This window comes from Lelliottia jeotgali (assembly GCF_977070485.1).
On the sequence record NZ_CDRVFO010000011.1, the window covers coordinates 36,454 to 53,782 of the forward strand.

Genomic DNA, 17,329 nt, shown 5'->3' on the forward strand with positions numbered 1-17,329 from the left:
TGGAGGCCCCTTCGCATGCACGAGGGAGCGCCCAGGGCGCGTTCAACTACCAGAAACTACTGCGTGATCAGTGCACGTCCTTCCAGTATTCGCGCTTGAGCAAGTAGGCGAACACGAAGAAGAAGGCCAGGTACAGCAACACATACGTGCCGATGCGCTGGCTTTCCAGTTTGACCGGGTTGGCCGAATAGGCCAGGAAGGTCACCAGGTTCTTGACCTTCTCGTCGAACTGCTCAGGCGTCAGGGTACCGGAATTCGGCGTGATGGTCAGCTGGTCACACGCTTCATGGGTCAAAGGGCTGCCGGTCAAGGGATCGAATTGCTTCTTGCCATCGACCACCATCTGCACCTGCTTGCACCCGATCACCTGATTACCCTGCAGCCCGACCAGCACATTGGGCATACCGACATTCGGGAATACCTTGTTGTTAACCCCGTAAGGTCGCGACTTGTCCTCATAGAAGCTGCGCAGGTAGGTATACAGCCAGTCGGTACCACGCACACGGGCAACCAGGGTAAGGTCAGGTGGCGCAGCACCGAACCAGGTCTTGGCGTCATCGGGCTTCATGCCGATGTTCATGTGGTCGCCGATTTTGGCCCCCGTGAACACCAGCTTCTCGAGCATCAACTCATGCGGTATTCCCAAGTCATCGGCTACGCGCTCGTAACGCTGGAACTTGGCGCTATGGCACCCCATGCAATAGTTGGCAAACGTCCGCGCACCGTCCTGCATCGCGGCCTTGTCAGTCAGGTCGATATCGACCTTGTCCAGCTCCAGCCCCGGTCCGGCAGCAAAGGAAAAGGCAGGCATCACTGCCAGCAAAAATACTGCAATCAACTTTTTCATCAGCCAGTCACCCTTTCCGGAACCGGTTTGGTCTTCTCAAGCCTTGTGTAGAACGGCATCAACAGGAAGTAGGCGAAGTACAGCACGGTGCACACCTGCGACAGCAGCGTGCGGCCTGGCGTAGGTGCCAGCACCCCCAAAATGCCGAGGATGACGAAGGAAATGCAGAACACCAGCAGGAAGACCTTGCTGATCCAGCCCTTGTAGCGCATGGAGCGCACCGGGCTTCGGTCGAGCCAAGGCAATACGAACAGCACGGCGATCGCCGCCCCCATGGCGATTACGCCCATCAACTTGTCGGGCACCGCACGCAGAATCGCGTAGAACGGCGTGAAGTACCAGACCGGGGCAATATGCTCAGGCGTCTTGAACGCATTGGCCTGTTCGAAGTTGGGTTTTTCCAGGAAGTAACCGCCCATTTCCGGGAAGAAGAACACCACTGCACAGAACACGAACAGGAACACCACCACGCCGACAATATCCTTGACGGTGTAATACGGGTGGAACGGAATACCATCCAGCGGGATACCGTTTTCGTCCTTTTTCTTCTTGATATCGACCCCGTCCGGGTTGTTCGAACCCACCTCGTGCAAGGCCAGGATGTGCAGCACGACCAGCCCGAGAATGACGATCGGCAGGGCCACTACGTGCAGCGCGAAGAAACGGTTCAGGGTAATGCCGGAAATCAGATAGTCACCGCGAATCCACTGGGTGAGATCGTCGCCGATCACCGGGATGGCACCGAACAGCGAGATGATCACCTGCGCCCCCCAGTATGACATCTGCCCCCACGGCAGCAGATAGCCCATGAAGGCCTCAGCCATCAGCGCCAGGTAGATCAGCATGCCGAACAGCCAGACCAGTTCACGTGGCTTCTGGTAGGAGCCATAGAGCAGGCCACGGAACATGTGCAGGTAGACCACGACAAAGAACGCCGAAGCACCGGTGGAGTGCAGGTAGCGCAGGATCCAGCCGTACTCCACGTCACGCATGATGTACTCGACCGAAGCGAAGGCCTCCTCCGCCGAGGGCGTGAAACTCATGGTCAGCCATACACCGGTGACAATCTGGTTGACCAGCACCAGCAGGGCCAGCGAGCCGAAGAAATACAGGAAATTGAAGTTCTTGGGCGCGTAATACTTGCTCAGGTGCTCTTCCCACATCTTGGTGGCGGGGAAGCGAGCATCAATCCAGTCCATGAACTTGCTCATCATGCTTTCTCCTCGTCGACGCCGATGACGACGATGTCATCCGACTCGTAAGAGTGCGGCGGCACTGGCAGGTTGAGAGGCGCTGGCTGCGATTTGTAGACACGCCCCGCAAGGTCGTAGTGGGAACCATGGCAGGGGCAGAAATATCCGCCCACCCACTTGGGCCCCAGATCGGCAGGCGCGACTTCCGGGCGGAAGGTGGGCGAGCAGCCGAGGTGAGTGCACAGCCCTACGAGAATGAGGATTTCCGGTTTGATCGAGCGCACCTGGGGGTCGACGTACTCCGGCTGCACGGAGGCCTTCGATTCAGGGTCGGCGAGCTCGGCAGTGACTTTTTTGAGGTTACCGAGGATCTCATCCGTTCGCCGCACGATGAACACTGGTTGACCACGCCACTCCGCAACCATCTGCTGCCCAGGCTCAACCTTGGCGATGTTGACCTTCACCGGTGCCCCGGCCGCCTTCGCCTTGGCACTGGGAAACCATGACCCTACGAACGGTACCGCAGCCCCCACTGCCCCCGCTGCCCCGACCACGGATGTCGCGGCTACGAGGAAGCGGCGCCGGCCTGCGTTGACGCCGTCATTGCTCATTCAGTCCTCTCCCATCAGCTTGCTTGGCCTGTTGGATCAGGCCTGTACTTAGGTAATGTCTGTGGCACCCAAATTTGGCCGCCATGGTAAGAAACAAATCCACACAGTGACAAGGTGATTAACCCGGGTATGGGCTATAACCCTCGCTTTGCTTGATCTGCGTCTATGCGGCAGGACACCACGGACATGCTGACAGGTTAGTTCAAGACATAAAAAAAGCCCGGTTCCAAGGAACCGGGCTTTTTTCGACTGCCGAAGCGGTATTAACGCTTGGAGTACTGAGGACGCTTACGCGCTTTACGCAGACCCACTTTCTTACGCTCGACTTCACGAGCGTCGCGGGTGACGTAGCCAGCACGACGCAGAGCGCCACGCAGGGTTTCGTCGTATTCCATCAGAGCGCGGGTGATACCGTGACGGATCGCACCGGCTTGACCGCTGACACCACCACCTGCAACGGTGACGTAGATGTCGAACTTCTCAGTGCTCTCGGTCAGCTCCAGCGGCTGGCGAACAACCATACGAGCGGTTTCGCGGCCGAAGAAGGTGTCCAGAGGACGGTTGTTGATGGAAATGTTACCAGTACCCGGACGCAGGAAAACGCGAGCGGTTGCGGTCTTGCGACGGCCAGTGCCGTAATTTTGAGTCGCCGACATAATGAACTATCCCGTTAGATCTTCAGTTCTTGAGGCTGCTGAGCAGTGTGTGGGTGAGCAGCACCCGCGTACACTTTCAGCTTACGGTACATGTCGCGACCCAGCGGGTTCTTCGGCAGCATGCCTTTGACCGCGGTTTCGATAACACGCTCAGGGGCCTTGGCGATCAACTTCTCGAAGTTGATTTCCTTGATACCGCCCGGGAAGCCGGAGTGGGAGTAGTACATCTTGTCGGAAGACTTGGCGCCAGTTACACGGATTTGCTCGGCGTTGATGACGACGATGTAGTCGCCGGTGTCAACGTGAGGGGTGTATTCTGGTTTGTGCTTGCCACGCAGACGGCTAGCGATTTCGGTAGCCAGACGACCCAGGGTCTGGCCAGCGGCGTCGACTACGAACCACTCGCGCTTTACTGTTTCCGGTTTAGCAGTAAAAGTTTTCATTCTCTAAAGCCTCAGAGGCCGCCCAGCGAAAAATAGACGGCGAATCTTACTGGATAGTGCACAGCTTGCCAAGGGCAAGCGCGCAGCCGAACACAGACGCTTTTGGGGGCTCGGGTCGGGCACGCCAATGTTCGACGGGGTTCTTCCTGCGTGGTGGTGCATCACTTCCGCCACACGGAGAGGTGCCGAATTATCCAGATTGCGCGAAAAATTTCAACCTGCTTTTATGGGTGTTTTTGCCAAGGAGTGTTTTCCCGATGGAATACCGCAAGCTCGGCCGTACCGATCTCGATGTCAGCGCCCTGTGCCTGGGCACCATGACCTGGGGCGAGCAAAACGACGAGGCCGAGGCCTTCGCCCAGATCAGACTGGCCAAAAACAGCGGGGTCAACTTCATCGACACTGCCGAAATGTATCCGGTGCCGCCACGCCCCGAGACCTATGCCGCCACCGAGCGCATCATCGGCAACTGGTTCCGCCAGCACGGCGACCGCGATGACTGGATCCTCGCCAGCAAGGTCGCCGGCCCCGGCAACGGTATCAGCCACATCCGCGACGGCCAGCTCAAGCACAACCGCCAGCACATCATCGCGGCGCTGGATGCGAGCCTTGAACGCCTGCAAACCGACCGTATCGACCTTTACCAGCTGCACTGGCCAGAGCGCAGCACCAACTTCTTCGGCAAGCTCGGCTACCAGCACCTGCCGAATGACCTGTTCACCCCATTGGAAGAAACCCTCGAGGTGCTCGACGAGCAGGTGCGGGCAGGCAAGATCCGCCACATTGGCCTTTCCAACGAAACGCCGTGGGGCACCATGAAGTTCTTGCAACTGGCCGAAACCCGAGGCTGGCCCCGTGCGGTGTCGATCCAGAACCCGTACAACCTGCTCAACCGCAGCTTCGAAGTGGGCCTGGCGGAAGTGGCCATCCGCGAGCAGTGCGGCTTGCTGGCCTACTCGCCGCTGGCCTTCGGCATGCTGTCGGGCAAATACGAGAACGGCGCCCGGCCGGAAAAAGGCCGCCTGACCCTGTTCAGCCGCTTCGCCCGTTACTCCAACCCGCAGACCGTGGCGGCCTGCAGCCGCTATGTGCAACTGGCCCAGGCACACGGGCTGGACCCGGCGCAAATGGCCCTGGCATTCGTCACCCGCCAGCCGTTCGTGACCAGCAACATCATCGGTGCCACTGATCTGGTACAACTTCAGAGCAACCTCAAAAGCCTGGAGCTGAACCTGAGTGATGAGCTACTGGCGGCGATCGAGGCGGTTCATCAGGAGCAACCCAACCCGGCACCTTGATCAAAGCGGCAGCAAGAAAAAAGCAGAGCGATGTCGCATCCTCTGCTTTTTTCTCGCCGCTTGCAGCTTGAAGCTTGCAGCTCGACAAAAAACATAAGACGATCCAGCCGGTGATTGACCACTCTACCCTATAAGAACAATGACAATGATGTTTACCGAACCCTCCGCGTCGCTGCGGCGCGTCAGCATCCTGGCCATTGACAAGGTGTTCGCTTCGACCTTGATGCAAGCCAAGGACTTTTTCCACCTCGCCAGCCTGCGCTACAGCAAACAGCTGGGCCTGGGCCTGCAGCCCATGTTCGAGATCTGCCTGGTGAGCCCCGACGGCCAGCCGGTGGACAGCTTCAGCAATGTGCAGCTACCGGTCGATGGCGGCCTGGACGACGCCGATGTGATCATCCTCCCAGCCTTCTGGGAAGACTTCGACAACCTGCTGCAACGTTATCCGCAAGTGCTGCCCTGGTTGCGCGAGCAGCATGCCCGCGGCGCCGTACTCTGCGCTGAAGCCAGCGGGGTATTCTGGCTGGCCGAGTCCGGCCTGCTCGACGGCAAGGAGGCGACCACCTACTGGCGCTTCTTCACCAGCTTCGCCGAGCGCTACCCGAAGATCCGGCTGAACCAGGACAAGCACCTGACCGACGCCGACAACCTTTACTGCGCCGGCGGCACCACCTCGGCCTGCGACCTGTACATCTACCTGATCGAACGCTTCTGCGGGGCAAACGTGGCCCGCGCCGTGGCCCGCGACATCCTCTACGAAGTGCAGCGCAACTACACCCCCGGGCGCATGGGTTTCGGTGGCCAGAAGCTGCACCAGGACCTGATAATCCTGCAGATTCAGCACTGGCTCGAGGAGCACTTTGCCGACAAGTTCCGCTTCGAGGATGTGGCCCGCAACCACGGCATGAGCATCCGCAACTTCATGCGGCGCTTCCAGGGAGCGACCGGCGACAAGCCGCTGCACTACCTGCAGCGGCTACGTATCGAAACAGCCAAGGGGCTGCTGTCGAGCACGCGCAAGAGCATCAAGACCATCAGCTATGAAGTCGGCTATGACGATGCGAGTTTCTTTGCGCGGCTGTTCCGCCAGCACACGGAGTTGTCGCCGAACCAGTATCGGCAGCAGTTTATGCAGGAAGCTTGATTCAGCCCTAGCGACCGTCTGTAGGAGCGGCCTTGCGTCGCGAAAGGGTCGCGCAGCGGCCCCAGGTTCTGTGGCGCAACAAAAAACATCGGTGCCGCTGCGCGCCCCTTTCCGACCGGTCCAGCGCCCCGGCAAGGCCGCTCCTACAGCGCAAGGACCTCAGGGCTTGTGTGCGCGCGCCAGGAATTCGTGCGACTGCATCTCCAGCAACCGGCTCAAGGTGCGCTGGAACTCGAAGCTCAGGCGCCCACCGGTGTACAGGTCCTTGAGCTCCACCTCGGCCGAAATGATCAGCTTGACGTTGCGGTCGTAGAACTCGTCCACCATGTTGATGAAGCGCCGGGCGATGTCGTCGGTGGTGACGCCCATCTGCTCGACGTTGCTCAACAGCACGGCATGGAAAATCTTGCCCAGTTCAATGTAGTCGTTCTGGCTGCGCGGCCCGTCGCACAGGGCGCGGAAGTCGAACCAGGCGACATCGTCACAGGTACGCAGGGCATGGATCGGTCGGTTCTCGATCATCAGCACGTCATTGTCGACAGCCTGGGTGCACTCAGGTGTCAGAGCCTTGAAGCTCGCACGCATGCTCTGCTCGGCAGCCTCGTCGAGCGGGAAGTGGAACAGTTCGGCCTGCTCCAGGTGACGCAGCCGGTAGTCGACCCCGCTGTCGACGTTCACCACGTCGGTGTACTGCTTGATCATGGCGATGGCAGGCAGGAAGCGCGCACGCTGCAGGCCATCCTTGTACAGGCCATCGGGGACGATGTTGGAGGTCGCCACCAGCGATACGCCGTTCTTGAACAGCTCTTCCATCAGAGTACCGAGGATCATGGCATCGGTGATGTCGGAGACGAAGAATTCGTCGAAACAGATCACCTTGGCTTCATCGCTGAAGCGCTTGGCGATGATGGTCAGCGGGTTCTTCTCGCCCTTGAGGGTTTTCATTTCCTCGTGAACGCGCTTCATGAAGCGGTGGAAGTGCGTACGCATCTTCTGCTTGAACGGCAGCGCTTCATAGAAGGTATCGACCAAGTAGGTCTTGCCCCGCCCTACCCCGCCCCAGAAATACAGGCCTTTGACCGGCGTCTGCTCCTTCTTGCCGAACAGCTTGCCGAACATGCCCGGCTTGTTGTTCTGCGCGTGCACCAGGTCGTCGTACAGGCGCTGCAAGTGACGCACCGCAGTTTCCTGCGCCGCATCATGGAAGAAGTCGGGACGTTTCAGATCTGCTTGATATCGTTCTAGGGGCGTCATGATTTCGTTAGCGAGGCAACAAAAAACGGGCCGTCACTGTAGCGACCGGCCCGCCTAATGGCAATCAGACTTGCGTCAAACTGTCTCAGTCCTGCTGCGGCGCCAGGGCCTCACGCAGGCTTTGAACGGCCACGTCACGGGCCTGGGCACTGGCAAACTGCGGCCCGTCGGCAACCTGCTCGCCGTTCAGCCACAAGCTGAAGCCCAGGCCTTCGACACGTACGTCGGCGTCGCCACCCTGCTGCAACTGCTTGCTCACCGCGCCCGCGCTCTTGCCGTCGGCGAAGCTGCGAGACAACAGCAGTTGCTCGCCATCAGCGGCCAACAGGCGGAAGCGGAAGCTGCCGTCCTCGTCACGGAAGCTGACGAAGCGTGCGCTCTTGACGGCCTTCTTCTTCACCTCTGTAGTGGCCTGCACGCTGCTACGAAACGAGCGCAGGCCAACGGCCTCGCGCAGTTGCTCGAGGAACGGCGTGGCGGTCTTGCGGGCCTTGGCGGCGCCGGCCAGCAGGATGTCTTCCAGGTCCGACGGGCGGGAAATAAGTTGGTGATAGTGCTCACGCTTCTCGGCCAGTTGCCCGTCAAGCAGCTGGAACAGGCGCTGCTTGGCCTCGCCCCAGCCCAGGCCCTGCAGCAATTCTTCGCGGAACTCGGCGCATTGCACCGGCGTCGAGAAGGCCTGGAACAGGGTGAACAGGTGCGCGTTGTCTGGGTCTTTCGCTTCGCCAGGTGCGCGCGAGTCGGTGACGATGCGCGAAATGGCGTCTTTCATGTCCTTGGCGCTGGAGAAAAGCGGGATGGTGTTGTCATAGCTCTTGGACATCTTGCGCCCGTCCAGGCCAGGCAATGTCGCCACACTTTCTTCGATAACCGCCTCTGGCAAGGCGAAGAAGTCCTTGCCTTGGCCGAACAGGTGGTTGAAGCGCTGGCCGATGTCACGGGCCATTTCCACGTGCTGGATCTGGTCACGACCGACCGGCACCTTGTGCGCGTTGAACATCAGGATGTCCGCCGCCATCAGCACCGGGTAGCTGTAAAGGCCCATGGTCACGCCGGCGTCCGGGTCTTCGCCATTCTCGAGGTTCTTGTCCACCGAAGCCTTGTAGGCGTGCGCACGGTTGAGCAGGCCCTTGGCCGCAACGCAGGTGAGCAGCCAGGTCAGCTCGGGAATCTCGGGAATATCGGACTGACGGTAGAAGGTCACTTTGTCCGGGTCGAGGCCGCCGGCCAGCCAGGTAGCAGCGATTTCCAGACGCGAGCGCTGAATGCGCAGCGGGTCATCGCACTTGATCAGGGCGTGGTAGTCGGCCAAAAAGTAGAACGAGTCTGCCCCCGGCTGCTGGCTGGCGACGATCGCCGGGCGAATGGCACCGGCGTAGTTGCCCAGGTGTGGGGTACCGGTGGTGGTGATACCAGTGAGAATGCGCGTGGTCATGGGTGTTCGCTTATTCAGGCTTGGCTCAATTCGAAAGGCGCGGCAGCAGCAGATCCTTCAGATCGGTCAGCTTGCCATGGAAGAAGTGTCCGCATTCTGCCACTTTCAGCAGCTCATGGGGGCGCGACAGCGCGTCAGACCATTCGTAAACGAGCTGCGGTGCAACCACTTCGTCGGCATCTGGCTGCACCACGGTGATCGGGCAGCGCTGCGGCAAGGGGAACTCTGCAGTCAGACGCATCACGGCCGGGGCAATCATGAACAGGTGCTGCAGCGTAACGTCGGCGCTCTCAAGGCGCCCGGCCAGGCTGGTGGCGACAAAGCCGCCGAACGAGAAGCCCATCAGCACCAGCGGCAGGTGCGGGTGTTTTTCGCGCAACCAGGCTGCGGCAGCTTGTGCATCGGCCACTTCACCGGCGCCCATGTCATGGCTGCCCGCGCTCTGGCCAACACCGCGGTAATTGAAACGCAATGTCACGTAGCCAGCGTCGCGTGCCGTGCGTTGCAGGGTCGAGACCACCTTGTTGAGCATGGTGCCACCCTGAACCGGATTGGGGTGGCAGATCAGCACCGCGCCACGGGCGTCGGCCACGTCCAGGTACAAGGCTTCCAGCTGGCCGACGGGGCCATCGATGAACAAGGGGGTTTCGCGGACAAGCAAGGCACTCACTCCGTGACCTCGAAGGGGGTCGATTCGTCTAGGGTAGGAATTCTGTTCTGATTTGCGATCGCTCGCGGTATACAGCGCAGGTCTGAGCCGTTAACGTAAAGCAAAGCCGTTTATAGAGGAAGGACTCGTGGAACTCTCGCTCCTTGTTTGGTTGTTGCCAACCCTGGCCCTAGTCATCGGTGTGGCGGTCGGTTTCATCGTGGCCCGCCTGCTGCCCAATGCTGCGCCGACCAACACCCAGCGCCAACTGGACGACATCCAGAAGCGCTTCGACAGCTACCAGAACGAAGTGGTCACCCACTTCAACAGCACCGCAATGCTGGTCAAGAAACTGACCCAGAGCTACCAGGATGTCCAGGATCACCTGGCCGAAGGCGCCAATAGCCTGGCCCTTGATGAAGTCACTCGTCAGCGCCTGCTGGCTGCACTGCACTCCGAGTCGGCCCAGGCACCACGTGACCGCCTGACGCCGCCCAAAGACACCGCAGAAGTACCGCGCGACTATGCGCCAAAAGCGCCGAACTCGCCGGGCATGCTTGACGAGAGCTACGGGCTCAAGCGTTGATCTGCTGAACACGTAAAAGGCCTCGTAAGAGGCCTTTTTTGTGGATGCCGTTTTCCTGCCCGTGCACGACCCCGTGTAGGAGCGGCCTCGCGCCGCGAACGGGCTGCAAAGCAGCCCCGGCAATCTTGCACGATGGCTGAAATCCGGGGGTCGCTGCGCGCCCCTTTCGCGGCACAAGGCCGCTCCTACAGATGCCCCAGCGCCTGCTCGATGTCCGCCAGCAGGTCTTGCACATCCTCCAGCCCCACCGACAACCGCACCAACCCTTCCGATATCCCATGATGGGCCCGCTCCTGCGGCGTGTAACTGGAGTGCGTCATGCTCGCCGGGTGCTGCGCCAGCGACTCGGCATCCCCCAGGCTTACCGCACGGGCAAACAGTTGCAGCGCATTCATGAAGCGCCGCCCAGCCTCGATCCCGCCCTTAAGCTCAAAGGCAATCATCCCGCCCGGCAAACACATCTGCCGCTGTGCCAGTTCGTACTGGGCAAACGACGGCAACCCCGGGTAGTGAATCAGCTCCACCTGCGGCTGCCGAGCCAGGAACTGCGCCACCTGCAGTGCATTGGCGCAGTGCCGGTCCATGCGCAGTGCAAGGGTCTTGATACCGCGCATCAATAGCGAAGCGTCATGCGGCGAAAGTACAGCCCCGGTCATGTCTTTCAGCCCTTCCAGGCGAATGCGGTCGACCAGCGCCTTGCGCCCCACCACCAGGCCGGCGGTAATGTCGCCATGGCCACTGAGGTACTTGGTCGCCGAATGCACCACCAAGTCCGCCCCGAGCTCCAGCGGCCGCTGCAGATAAGGCGTGCAGTAGGTGTTGTCGACCACCACAAGCACATCACTGCCTCGCACTGCCTCGACGACCGCCGCTATATCCACCAGTTGCATGTTGGGGTTGGCCGGCGTTTCGAAGTAGATCATCCGCGTTTTGCCGTTGATCGCCGCTTTCAGGGCCTTGGCATCGTTAAGGTCGACATGGTGAATCTTGACCCCGAACTCGCCGATGCCATGGTGCAGGAACGCGAAGGTGCAGCCATACAAGGTGCGCCCGACGATCAGTTCATCGCCAGGCCGCAGCAGGGTCCAGATGGTCGAAGTGATGGCGCCCATCCCCGACGCCAGCGCCAATCCCGCCTCACCGCCCTCCAGCGAGGCCATGCGCTGCTCAAGCAAGGCCAGGGTGGGGTTGGAGATGCGACTGTAGAAGTGCCCCGCCTCCTCCCCGGCGAAGCAGGCAGCACCGTATTCGACGGTCGGGAAGGCATAGGTAGCGGTCTGGTACACCGGCGGCACCAGCGCGCCACCGTGGGAAAGCGGATCGTAGCCATGGTGAATGGAACGTGTGGAAAAACCGGTGTTGTTATGGGAGTCGCGCATGGCAACAGCCTCTTGTGGTTTGTTATAAGCTTATGCCACCGAGCTGCCTGATTTTTTCCAAAATAGCCCACCCATGTGCGTGCTTGCTGGAACAAAGACAACAATTAACGGACCAGGAGGGCAAAATATGCCTTCAAGCCTCGACCGCACCGACCGCGCCCTACTCGCCGCCTTACAGGACAACGCCCGCCTCACCGTCGCCGAACTCGCCGACCAGGTAGCACTGACCACCTCGCCCTGCTGGCGACGGGTCAAGCTGCTGGAGGACAACGGCTACATCACAGGCTACCAGGCCATTCTGTCGCCCAAGTCGCTGGGGTTCGGGGTGACTGCCTTCGTCAGCATCATGATGGATTCACACACCAAGGGCATGGCCCTGGCGTTCGAACAGCGGCTGATGGAAATCCCCGAGATCGTCGCCTGCCACAACATCTCCGGGCGCTATGACTTCTTGCTGGAAATCCTCGCACGGGATCTGGAGTCGTTCGGTGAATTTACCCGCGAAGTGCTGCAGCGCTTGCCCGGGGTGAAGGAGATCTATTCGAGTTTTTCCTACAAGGCAGTTAAGGAAAAACGCGTGATCCCCGTGTCGGAAACGCATATCTGAATGAGATCTTTCAAGCCGGAAGTAGGTCTAGCTTTCCCCATTTCCTCCAATGAGCAGCTGCTCAATAACACAATCAGTCAAAAAGTCACCTAAGGGCGCGCTAAAATCTAAATCCACATAAAACCACCAAGCCTATTAAGTTTGGTGGTCTACATTCAGCGAAACGCGATTATGCATCACGGATAGTCATGTGGAATCTTAATGAGCGGCCGAGGGATTGGTGGATAGACTTCCGGATAAATTTTCGTTCTACGCGGCAGCCGTCCAGGCACATAGCCATAGCGCGCCCATCACACCTCCCCATTACGACCATCAAAGATCAGGATATTTCCCGTATCAGTCAACGCAAGATAGTTGTTTTCCCAGTAGGACCTATCCAGTGTTTCAGTGGACTGAGCGGACCAGATCCGTAGTCGGACAGGATCATATAAAAATCCGGAGTTACTGACAACGAACTGGAGTGACTCGCGAGTTCGTAACCGAAATGTAGAGCTATGAGGTTGACTCTCGTCTGCCACCCATACGACGGTCCCCCCATCTTCCAACACAAGATTTCCATCATTTCGGAGACGCAGAATAAACCGGCCATTCTCTGATTTTATAAAATGTCCAGCCTGCATGGCTTGATTAGGAGGTAGCAATATCCCACCAGAACCAAGGAAAGGTTGATAGCGTATTTTCCGATACTTACTTCGTCCCATTGCACACCTCATTCCTATTGATACACATGGAGCGCTCAAGCAGCGCTCCATGGCCATCATGGGTACATAGCGCATAACACAACACATAGAATTACTCCCCACCAAATCCGGAACAAATTCCTACGCATCAAGGCGGAATTGCCTACACCTATTGCGCCATATTAATTCTCGAAAACAAGGCATAATTCAAGAACAAACCGCTCACCCAGTCCCTGCACAGCAACGCGTACCCCCTCGAGCAAATAATTACATTAACGAACTCTACCCATGAAAAAGCTAGCGATCACCACCCTATTATTCCTAAGTGGATGCACCGGCGAAATGCCTATGCTTCTCCCTGACAAACAAGAAATCCACTTCAAATGCGAAATGGATCCCTACAAGCAGGGTTGCGAACGACAGAAGGATTACCAAGAACACTTCCGATGGATAGATAACACAAAACAAAACAACCATACGGAGTAATTACTCGAAATTCGAAATCCATGTGCTTGCTTCGCGACAACACAGAACTGCAGCAGCCTCATGCAGACCTGCCAAAGGCAATCGAGCGCAGGATCCGGCAGATAAAATTGGAGCAGCAGATCTGTTTCGACTGTCTGCCTAACTTCGTACAGCATCAGGTGGTTCAGGCCACGTCCATTCAGGATACCGATACCCTGCCCAGCGGCTGTCGGCATACTTGAATGCCGCCAACGGTCTGATTGAGGCCAAAAAGGCGCAAGGACCGGCATTCAGCGAATCCAACCCGAACATCATCGGGCCACTGTCCAAGCCGCAAACCGAAGCCTTGCAACATTTGGTCGATGAGCAGGCCACACGTCGAGCCGGACAACTGTGGGCGGACTACCATCGCGCACTCGCGCTGACAGAATCCATTCGCTACCTGCAAGGGTTCAGCGCTGCGATGGGCAACCTGGCTCAGCGCGCCATTGAGGCGGAGCAACTTCAAGCCAGGCACGCGGCAGAACAGACTGCGGCCCAGGAAGCTGCACGACTGAAGGCCGAAACGCAACGTTTGGCTGCCGAAGAGGCTGCACGAAAACAGGCAGAAGCCGAACGACTGGCAGCACACGCTGAACGTCAGCGGCAAGAAGCGGCACGCCAACGCATCAGCTACATCAGCGATGCCCGAACCGCATCCTCAGTACCCACCATCACTCCGATCGGCGCGGCAACGTTCGCACTAGCGGAAAGTGCGTCCACTGTAATGCTGGAGGCTATCAAAGCAGCAGTAGCTGGCATGGGGACGGTGGCCGTTGCGGCTGCTCTTCAGTTCATCGTCACCGCTCTGGCAGCAGCTTGGCCATCAACACTCGGTAGTGCTGATCGGCGCTACCTTGTCAGCACCCCACTCTCCAGACCCAAGCCTTCTTGGCACTTTCGGCGCCTTGGCCATCATCTTTTCCACCGGATGTAGCGGATTAGCCATGCGCCCTCCAATAAACAAAAAACCCGCCGAAGCGGGTTTTTTGATGCAGCAACCAGGGCTTAGATCGCGCCGCGCTGACGCAGCACGTCCAGCACCTGTTTCACACCTTCGTCCACGCTAGTGGCCTGGGTATCGATCACAAGGTCAGCATCCAGCGGCACATCGAACGGGAAGCTTTCGCCCGGGATGTTGTCGCCACCGGCAGCGTACAGGCCCTGCGGGTCACGCTCGCGGCAAGCCAGTGGCGAGGCCTGAACGTAAACTGTCACCAGGCGCTCTTTGCCGATCAGGGCTTTGGCCTGCTCACGACCTTCGGCATCCGGGGCCACGAACGCGGCCAGGGTCAGCAGGCCGGCTTCGTTGAACTGGCGCGCCACATGGGCGGCGCGGCGCCAGTTCTCGGTGCGGCCGGCGCGGTCCTGCGGCAGGCCCTTGTTCAGGTCGTGGCGCAGGTTCTGGCCGTCGAGCACGTAAACTGCACGGCCCATGTCGAACAGCTTGCGCTCAACGGCATAAGCCAAGGTGCTCTTGCCTGCGCCAGACAGGCCGCTGAACAGCACGGTGGCCGGCTGCTGGCCGAAGCGCAGGGCGCGCTCTTCGGTGGACACGTGGGCCTGCTTGCCATGCTGGCCGGTGCTGCCGTGCGGCAGAACAGGCGGAGCGATGATCATGCCGGCGCCGACGGTGCCGTTGGTCAGGCGGTCGATGACGATGAACGCACCTGTGGTGCGGTTGCTGTCATAGCCGTCCAGGGCGATGGCGCTGTCCAACGACACCTTGACGCGACCGATCTCGTTCAGTTGTAGCGCGCTGGCAGCGTCCTTCTCGAGGGTGTTCACATCGACCTTGTGGGTGATGCTGGCAATCGAGCCCGGCACGTAGCTGGTGGCGCGCTTGATGTCGTACTTCTTGCCCGGGAGCATCGGCTCTTCGGCCATCCACACCAGCATGGCGTCGAACTGGTCGGTCACCGGCGGGACGTTGTCGGCATGCACCAGCAGGTCGCCACGGGAGATGTCGATCTCATCTTCCATGGTGAGGGTCACGGCCTGGCCCGGGCCGGCGTTCTCCAGCTCACCCTCGTAGGTGACGATGGACTTGACCCGGCTGCTCTTGCCCGAGGGCAGTACGACGATTTCGTCACCCTTGTGCACCACGCCGCTGGCGAGGGTGCCGGCGAAGCCGCGGAAGTTCAGGTTCGGGCGGTTGACGTATTGCACCGGGAACCGCAGGTCGGTGAAGTTGCGGTCGGCCGCCACTTCCACGGTTTCGAGGATTTCCATCAGCGCAGGGCCGGTGTACCAAGGCGAACGCTCGCTGCGGTTGACCACGTTGTCACCCTTGAGCGCCGACATCGGCACGAAGTGCAGGCTGCTCGGGGTCAGGTTGATGGCGTCGGCGAACTTCAGGTAGTCGGCCTTGATTTCCTCGAAGACGCCTTCGTCGAAGCCCTTGAGGTCCATCTTGTTGACCGCGACTACGATGTGCTTGATGCCCAGCAACGAAGCGATGTAGCTGTGGCGACGGGTCTGGGTCTGCACGCCGTAGCGGGCATCGACCAGAATGATCGCCAGGTCACAGGTGGACGCGCCGGTGGCCATGTTGCGGGTGTACTGCTCGTGGCCCGGGGTGTCGGCGATGATGAACTTGCGCTTGGCAGTGGAGAAGTAGCGGTAGGCGACATCGATGGTGATGCCCTGCTCACGCTCGGCCTGCAGGCCATCCACCAGCAGCGCCAGGTCGACTTCTTCACCGGTGGTGCCGGACTTCTTCGAATCACGGGTGATGGCCTCGAGGTGGTCCTCGTAGATCATCTTGGAGTCGTGCAGCAGGCGCCCGATCAGGGTGCTCTTGCCGTCGTCGACGTTGCCGCAGGTCAGGAAACGCAGCAGTTCCTTGCGCTCGTGCTGGGCCAGGTAGGCGAGGATGTCCTCGCTGATCAGATCAGATTGGTGCGACATGGAGTAACCCTGAAATTAGAAGTAGCCTTGGCGTTTCTTGTCTTCCATGGAACCGGCGCCATCGTGGTCGATGACACGGCCCTGCCGTTCGGACGTTCGGGTCAGGAGCATTTCCTGAATGATGTCCGTCAGGGTCTCGGCTTCCGACTCGACAGCACCCGTGAGCGGGTAGCAGCCCAGGGTACGGAAACGCACCTTCTTCTTGACGATGCGCGCTTTCTCTTCCTCGGAGAGGTGCTCGAGGATGCGCTCGTCATCGATCATGATCAGGGTGCCGTTCTTCTCGATGACTTCACGCTCGGCGGCGAAATACAGCGGCACGATCGGGATGCCTTCAAGGTAGATGTACTGCCAGATGTCCAGCTCGGTCCAGTTCGACAGCGGGAACACGCGGATCGACTCGCCCTTGTTGACCTTGCCGTTGTAGACGTTCCACAGTTCCGGGCGCTGGTTCTTCGGGTCCCAGCGGTGCTTGCTGTCACGGAACGAGTAGACGCGCTCTTTGGCACGCGATTTCTCTTCATCGCGGCGGGCACCACCGAAAGCGGCGTCGAAACCATGCTTGTCCAGTGCCTGCTTGAGGCCCTGGGTTTTCATGATGTCGGTGTGCTTGGAGCTGCCATGGGTGAACGGGTTGATGCCCTGCGCCACACCTTCGGGGTTGACGTGGGTGATCAGCTCCAGGCCCATTTCCTCGACCATCTTGTCGCGGAAGCGGTACATCTCCTGGAATTTCCACTGGGTGTCGACGTGCATCACCGGGAACGGCAGTTTGCCTGGGAAGAAGGCTTTGCGCGCCAGGTGCAGCATCACGGCGGAATCCTTGCCGATCGAGTACAGCATCACCGGGTTGTCGAACTCGGCGGCCACCTCGCGGATGATGTGGATGCTTTCCGCCTCCAGCTGTTTCAAGTGCGTCAGTTTGTCGACCATGGCTACTCACGTAAAACGATCTTATGGACGGCCTTCGGGCCGTGTTCGAGCGAGCCACTTTATCACAGCGGCTGATTCTATTTAGGCGCCGGACTAGATCGAAAAGGTCTAACGATATGACTGGGGGTTTGGCTATCAAAGAGCCGCTCTGCGGCCCAATTGCCGGCAAGCCGGCTCCTACAGACCTGTGGGGGCAGGCC

At 59.5% G+C, this 17,329-nt stretch carries 16 protein-coding genes; 5 read left to right on the forward strand and 11 right to left on the reverse strand.

The features are described from left to right. Nucleotides 1-67: 67 nt before the first annotated feature. The 5 genes from ACW4TB_RS17270 to rplM form a co-directional block, all read right to left on the reverse strand. Nucleotides 68-847, reverse strand: a complete 780-nt coding sequence (locus ACW4TB_RS17270) for a cytochrome c1 (RefSeq protein WP_012312852.1) — start codon at nt 845-847, stop codon at nt 68-70. After that, the gene (locus ACW4TB_RS17275; protein ID WP_012312851.1) at nt 847-2,061 is read right to left on the reverse strand and encodes a cytochrome b; all 1,215 of its coding nucleotides are present in this window, start codon (nt 2,059-2,061) and stop codon (nt 847-849) included. The genes ACW4TB_RS17270 and ACW4TB_RS17275 overlap by 1 nt, the downstream gene beginning before the upstream one ends. After that, a complete protein-coding gene (gene petA / locus ACW4TB_RS17280; RefSeq protein WP_012312850.1) occupies nt 2,058-2,651 on the reverse strand; it encodes a ubiquinol-cytochrome c reductase iron-sulfur subunit in 594 nt (197 codons plus the stop codon). The genes ACW4TB_RS17275 and petA overlap by 4 nt, the downstream gene beginning before the upstream one ends. Before the next feature lie 263 nt (nt 2,652-2,914). Continuing rightward, complete coding sequence (gene rpsI, locus ACW4TB_RS17285; RefSeq protein WP_012312849.1) at nt 2,915-3,307, reverse strand: 30S ribosomal protein S9; 393 nt, start codon at nt 3,305-3,307, stop codon at nt 2,915-2,917. A 14-nt stretch (nt 3,308-3,321) separates the two neighbouring features. Next, a complete protein-coding gene (gene rplM / locus ACW4TB_RS17290) occupies nt 3,322-3,750 on the reverse strand; it encodes a 50S ribosomal protein L13 (RefSeq protein ID WP_008097538.1) in 429 nt (142 codons plus the stop codon). 257 nt (nt 3,751-4,007) lie between these two features. On the opposite strand from rplM, the gene ACW4TB_RS17295 reads away from it, so the two are divergent. Both ACW4TB_RS17295 and ACW4TB_RS17300 read left to right on the forward strand, forming a co-directional pair. Continuing rightward, nucleotides 4,008-5,048 carry an NADP(H)-dependent aldo-keto reductase gene (locus ACW4TB_RS17295; protein WP_279931780.1) on the forward strand — a complete coding sequence of 347 codons (1,041 nt, stop codon included), beginning with the start codon at nt 4,008-4,010 and terminating at the stop codon, nt 5,046-5,048. Nucleotides 5,049-5,196: 148 nt separating this feature from the next. After that, nucleotides 5,197-6,192, forward strand: a complete 996-nt coding sequence (locus ACW4TB_RS17300; protein ID WP_455843038.1) for a GlxA family transcriptional regulator — start codon at nt 5,197-5,199, stop codon at nt 6,190-6,192. A gap of 159 nt (nt 6,193-6,351) precedes the next feature. Here the strand turns inward: ACW4TB_RS17300 and zapE are convergent, their stop codons facing one another. The 3 genes from zapE to ACW4TB_RS17315 form a co-directional block, all read right to left on the reverse strand. After that, complete coding sequence (zapE, locus tag ACW4TB_RS17305; RefSeq protein ID WP_042111177.1) at nt 6,352-7,446, reverse strand: cell division protein ZapE; 1,095 nt, start codon at nt 7,444-7,446, stop codon at nt 6,352-6,354. Nucleotides 7,447-7,531: 85 nt separating this feature from the next. Beyond that, nucleotides 7,532-8,881 (reverse strand): tryptophan--tRNA ligase, encoded by a 1,350-nt coding sequence (locus ACW4TB_RS17310; RefSeq protein ID WP_012312845.1) that lies wholly within the window; start codon nt 8,879-8,881, stop codon nt 7,532-7,534. Between the two features lie 25 nt (nt 8,882-8,906). Continuing rightward, nucleotides 8,907-9,551: an alpha/beta hydrolase gene (locus tag ACW4TB_RS17315; RefSeq protein WP_455843029.1), complete on the reverse strand. Its 645-nt coding sequence runs from the start codon at nt 9,549-9,551 to the stop codon at nt 8,907-8,909. Between the two features lie 127 nt (nt 9,552-9,678). Here ACW4TB_RS17315 and ACW4TB_RS17320 point away from each other — a divergent pair, with 127 nt between their 5' ends. Next, nucleotides 9,679-10,116 (forward strand): YhcB family protein, encoded by a 438-nt coding sequence (locus ACW4TB_RS17320; protein WP_012312843.1) that lies wholly within the window; start codon nt 9,679-9,681, stop codon nt 10,114-10,116. A gap of 185 nt (nt 10,117-10,301) precedes the next feature. On the opposite strand, the gene ACW4TB_RS17325 is transcribed toward ACW4TB_RS17320, so the two are convergent. Then, the gene (locus tag ACW4TB_RS17325) at nt 10,302-11,495 is read right to left on the reverse strand and encodes a methionine gamma-lyase (RefSeq protein WP_279931783.1); all 1,194 of its coding nucleotides are present in this window, start codon (nt 11,493-11,495) and stop codon (nt 10,302-10,304) included. A gap of 127 nt (nt 11,496-11,622) precedes the next feature. On the opposite strand from ACW4TB_RS17325, the gene ACW4TB_RS17330 reads away from it, so the two are divergent. Then, nucleotides 11,623-12,102, forward strand: coding sequence for an Lrp/AsnC family transcriptional regulator (locus ACW4TB_RS17330; RefSeq protein ID WP_012312841.1), 480 nt, complete (start codon nt 11,623-11,625; stop codon nt 12,100-12,102). Between the two features lie 1,383 nt (nt 12,103-13,485). Further along, nucleotides 13,486-14,223 carry a hypothetical protein gene (locus ACW4TB_RS17335; protein ID WP_254467181.1) on the forward strand — a complete coding sequence of 246 codons (738 nt, stop codon included), beginning with the start codon at nt 13,486-13,488 and terminating at the stop codon, nt 14,221-14,223. A 71-nt stretch (nt 14,224-14,294) separates the two neighbouring features. Here the strand turns inward: ACW4TB_RS17335 and cysN are convergent, their stop codons facing one another. Then, nucleotides 14,295-16,196 (reverse strand): sulfate adenylyltransferase subunit CysN, encoded by a 1,902-nt coding sequence (gene cysN, locus ACW4TB_RS17340; RefSeq protein WP_046784834.1) that lies wholly within the window; start codon nt 16,194-16,196, stop codon nt 14,295-14,297. Nucleotides 16,197-16,211: 15 nt separating this feature from the next. Beyond that, on the reverse strand, nt 16,212-17,129 hold the full coding sequence (cysD, locus tag ACW4TB_RS17345) for a sulfate adenylyltransferase subunit CysD (RefSeq protein ID WP_009684445.1): 918 nt from the start codon (nt 17,127-17,129) through the stop codon (nt 16,212-16,214). Nucleotides 17,130-17,329: the final 200 nt, after the last annotated feature.

What these genes read in the sequence shown, in the direction of transcription:
- rplM (WP_008097538.1), bottom strand. Translation starts at nt 3,750, where the DNA reads ATGAAAACTTTTACTGCTAAACCGGAAACAGTAAAGCGCGAGTGGTTC.
- cysD (WP_009684445.1), bottom strand. Translation starts at nt 17,129, where the DNA reads ATGGTCGACAAACTGACGCACTTGAAACAGCTGGAGGCGGAAAGCATC.
- petA (WP_012312850.1), bottom strand. Translation starts at nt 2,651, where the DNA reads ATGAGCAATGACGGCGTCAACGCAGGCCGGCGCCGCTTCCTCGTAGCC.
- ACW4TB_RS17330 (WP_012312841.1), top strand. Translation starts at nt 11,623, where the DNA reads ATGCCTTCAAGCCTCGACCGCACCGACCGCGCCCTACTCGCCGCCTTA.
- ACW4TB_RS17300 (WP_455843038.1), top strand. Translation starts at nt 5,197, where the DNA reads ATGTTTACCGAACCCTCCGCGTCGCTGCGGCGCGTCAGCATCCTGGCC.
- ACW4TB_RS17325 (WP_279931783.1), bottom strand. Translation starts at nt 11,495, where the DNA reads ATGCGCGACTCCCATAACAACACCGGTTTTTCCACACGTTCCATTCAC.
- ACW4TB_RS17310 (WP_012312845.1), bottom strand. Translation starts at nt 8,881, where the DNA reads ATGACCACGCGCATTCTCACTGGTATCACCACCACCGGTACCCCACAC.
- zapE (WP_042111177.1), bottom strand. Translation starts at nt 7,446, where the DNA reads ATGACGCCCCTAGAACGATATCAAGCAGATCTGAAACGTCCCGACTTC.
- ACW4TB_RS17295 (WP_279931780.1), top strand. Translation starts at nt 4,008, where the DNA reads ATGGAATACCGCAAGCTCGGCCGTACCGATCTCGATGTCAGCGCCCTG.
- ACW4TB_RS17270 (WP_012312852.1), bottom strand. Translation starts at nt 847, where the DNA reads ATGAAAAAGTTGATTGCAGTATTTTTGCTGGCAGTGATGCCTGCCTTT.
- cysN (WP_046784834.1), bottom strand. Translation starts at nt 16,196, where the DNA reads ATGTCGCACCAATCTGATCTGATCAGCGAGGACATCCTCGCCTACCTG.
- rpsI (WP_012312849.1), bottom strand. Translation starts at nt 3,307, where the DNA reads ATGTCGGCGACTCAAAATTACGGCACTGGCCGTCGCAAGACCGCAACC.
- ACW4TB_RS17275 (WP_012312851.1), bottom strand. Translation starts at nt 2,061, where the DNA reads ATGATGAGCAAGTTCATGGACTGGATTGATGCTCGCTTCCCCGCCACC.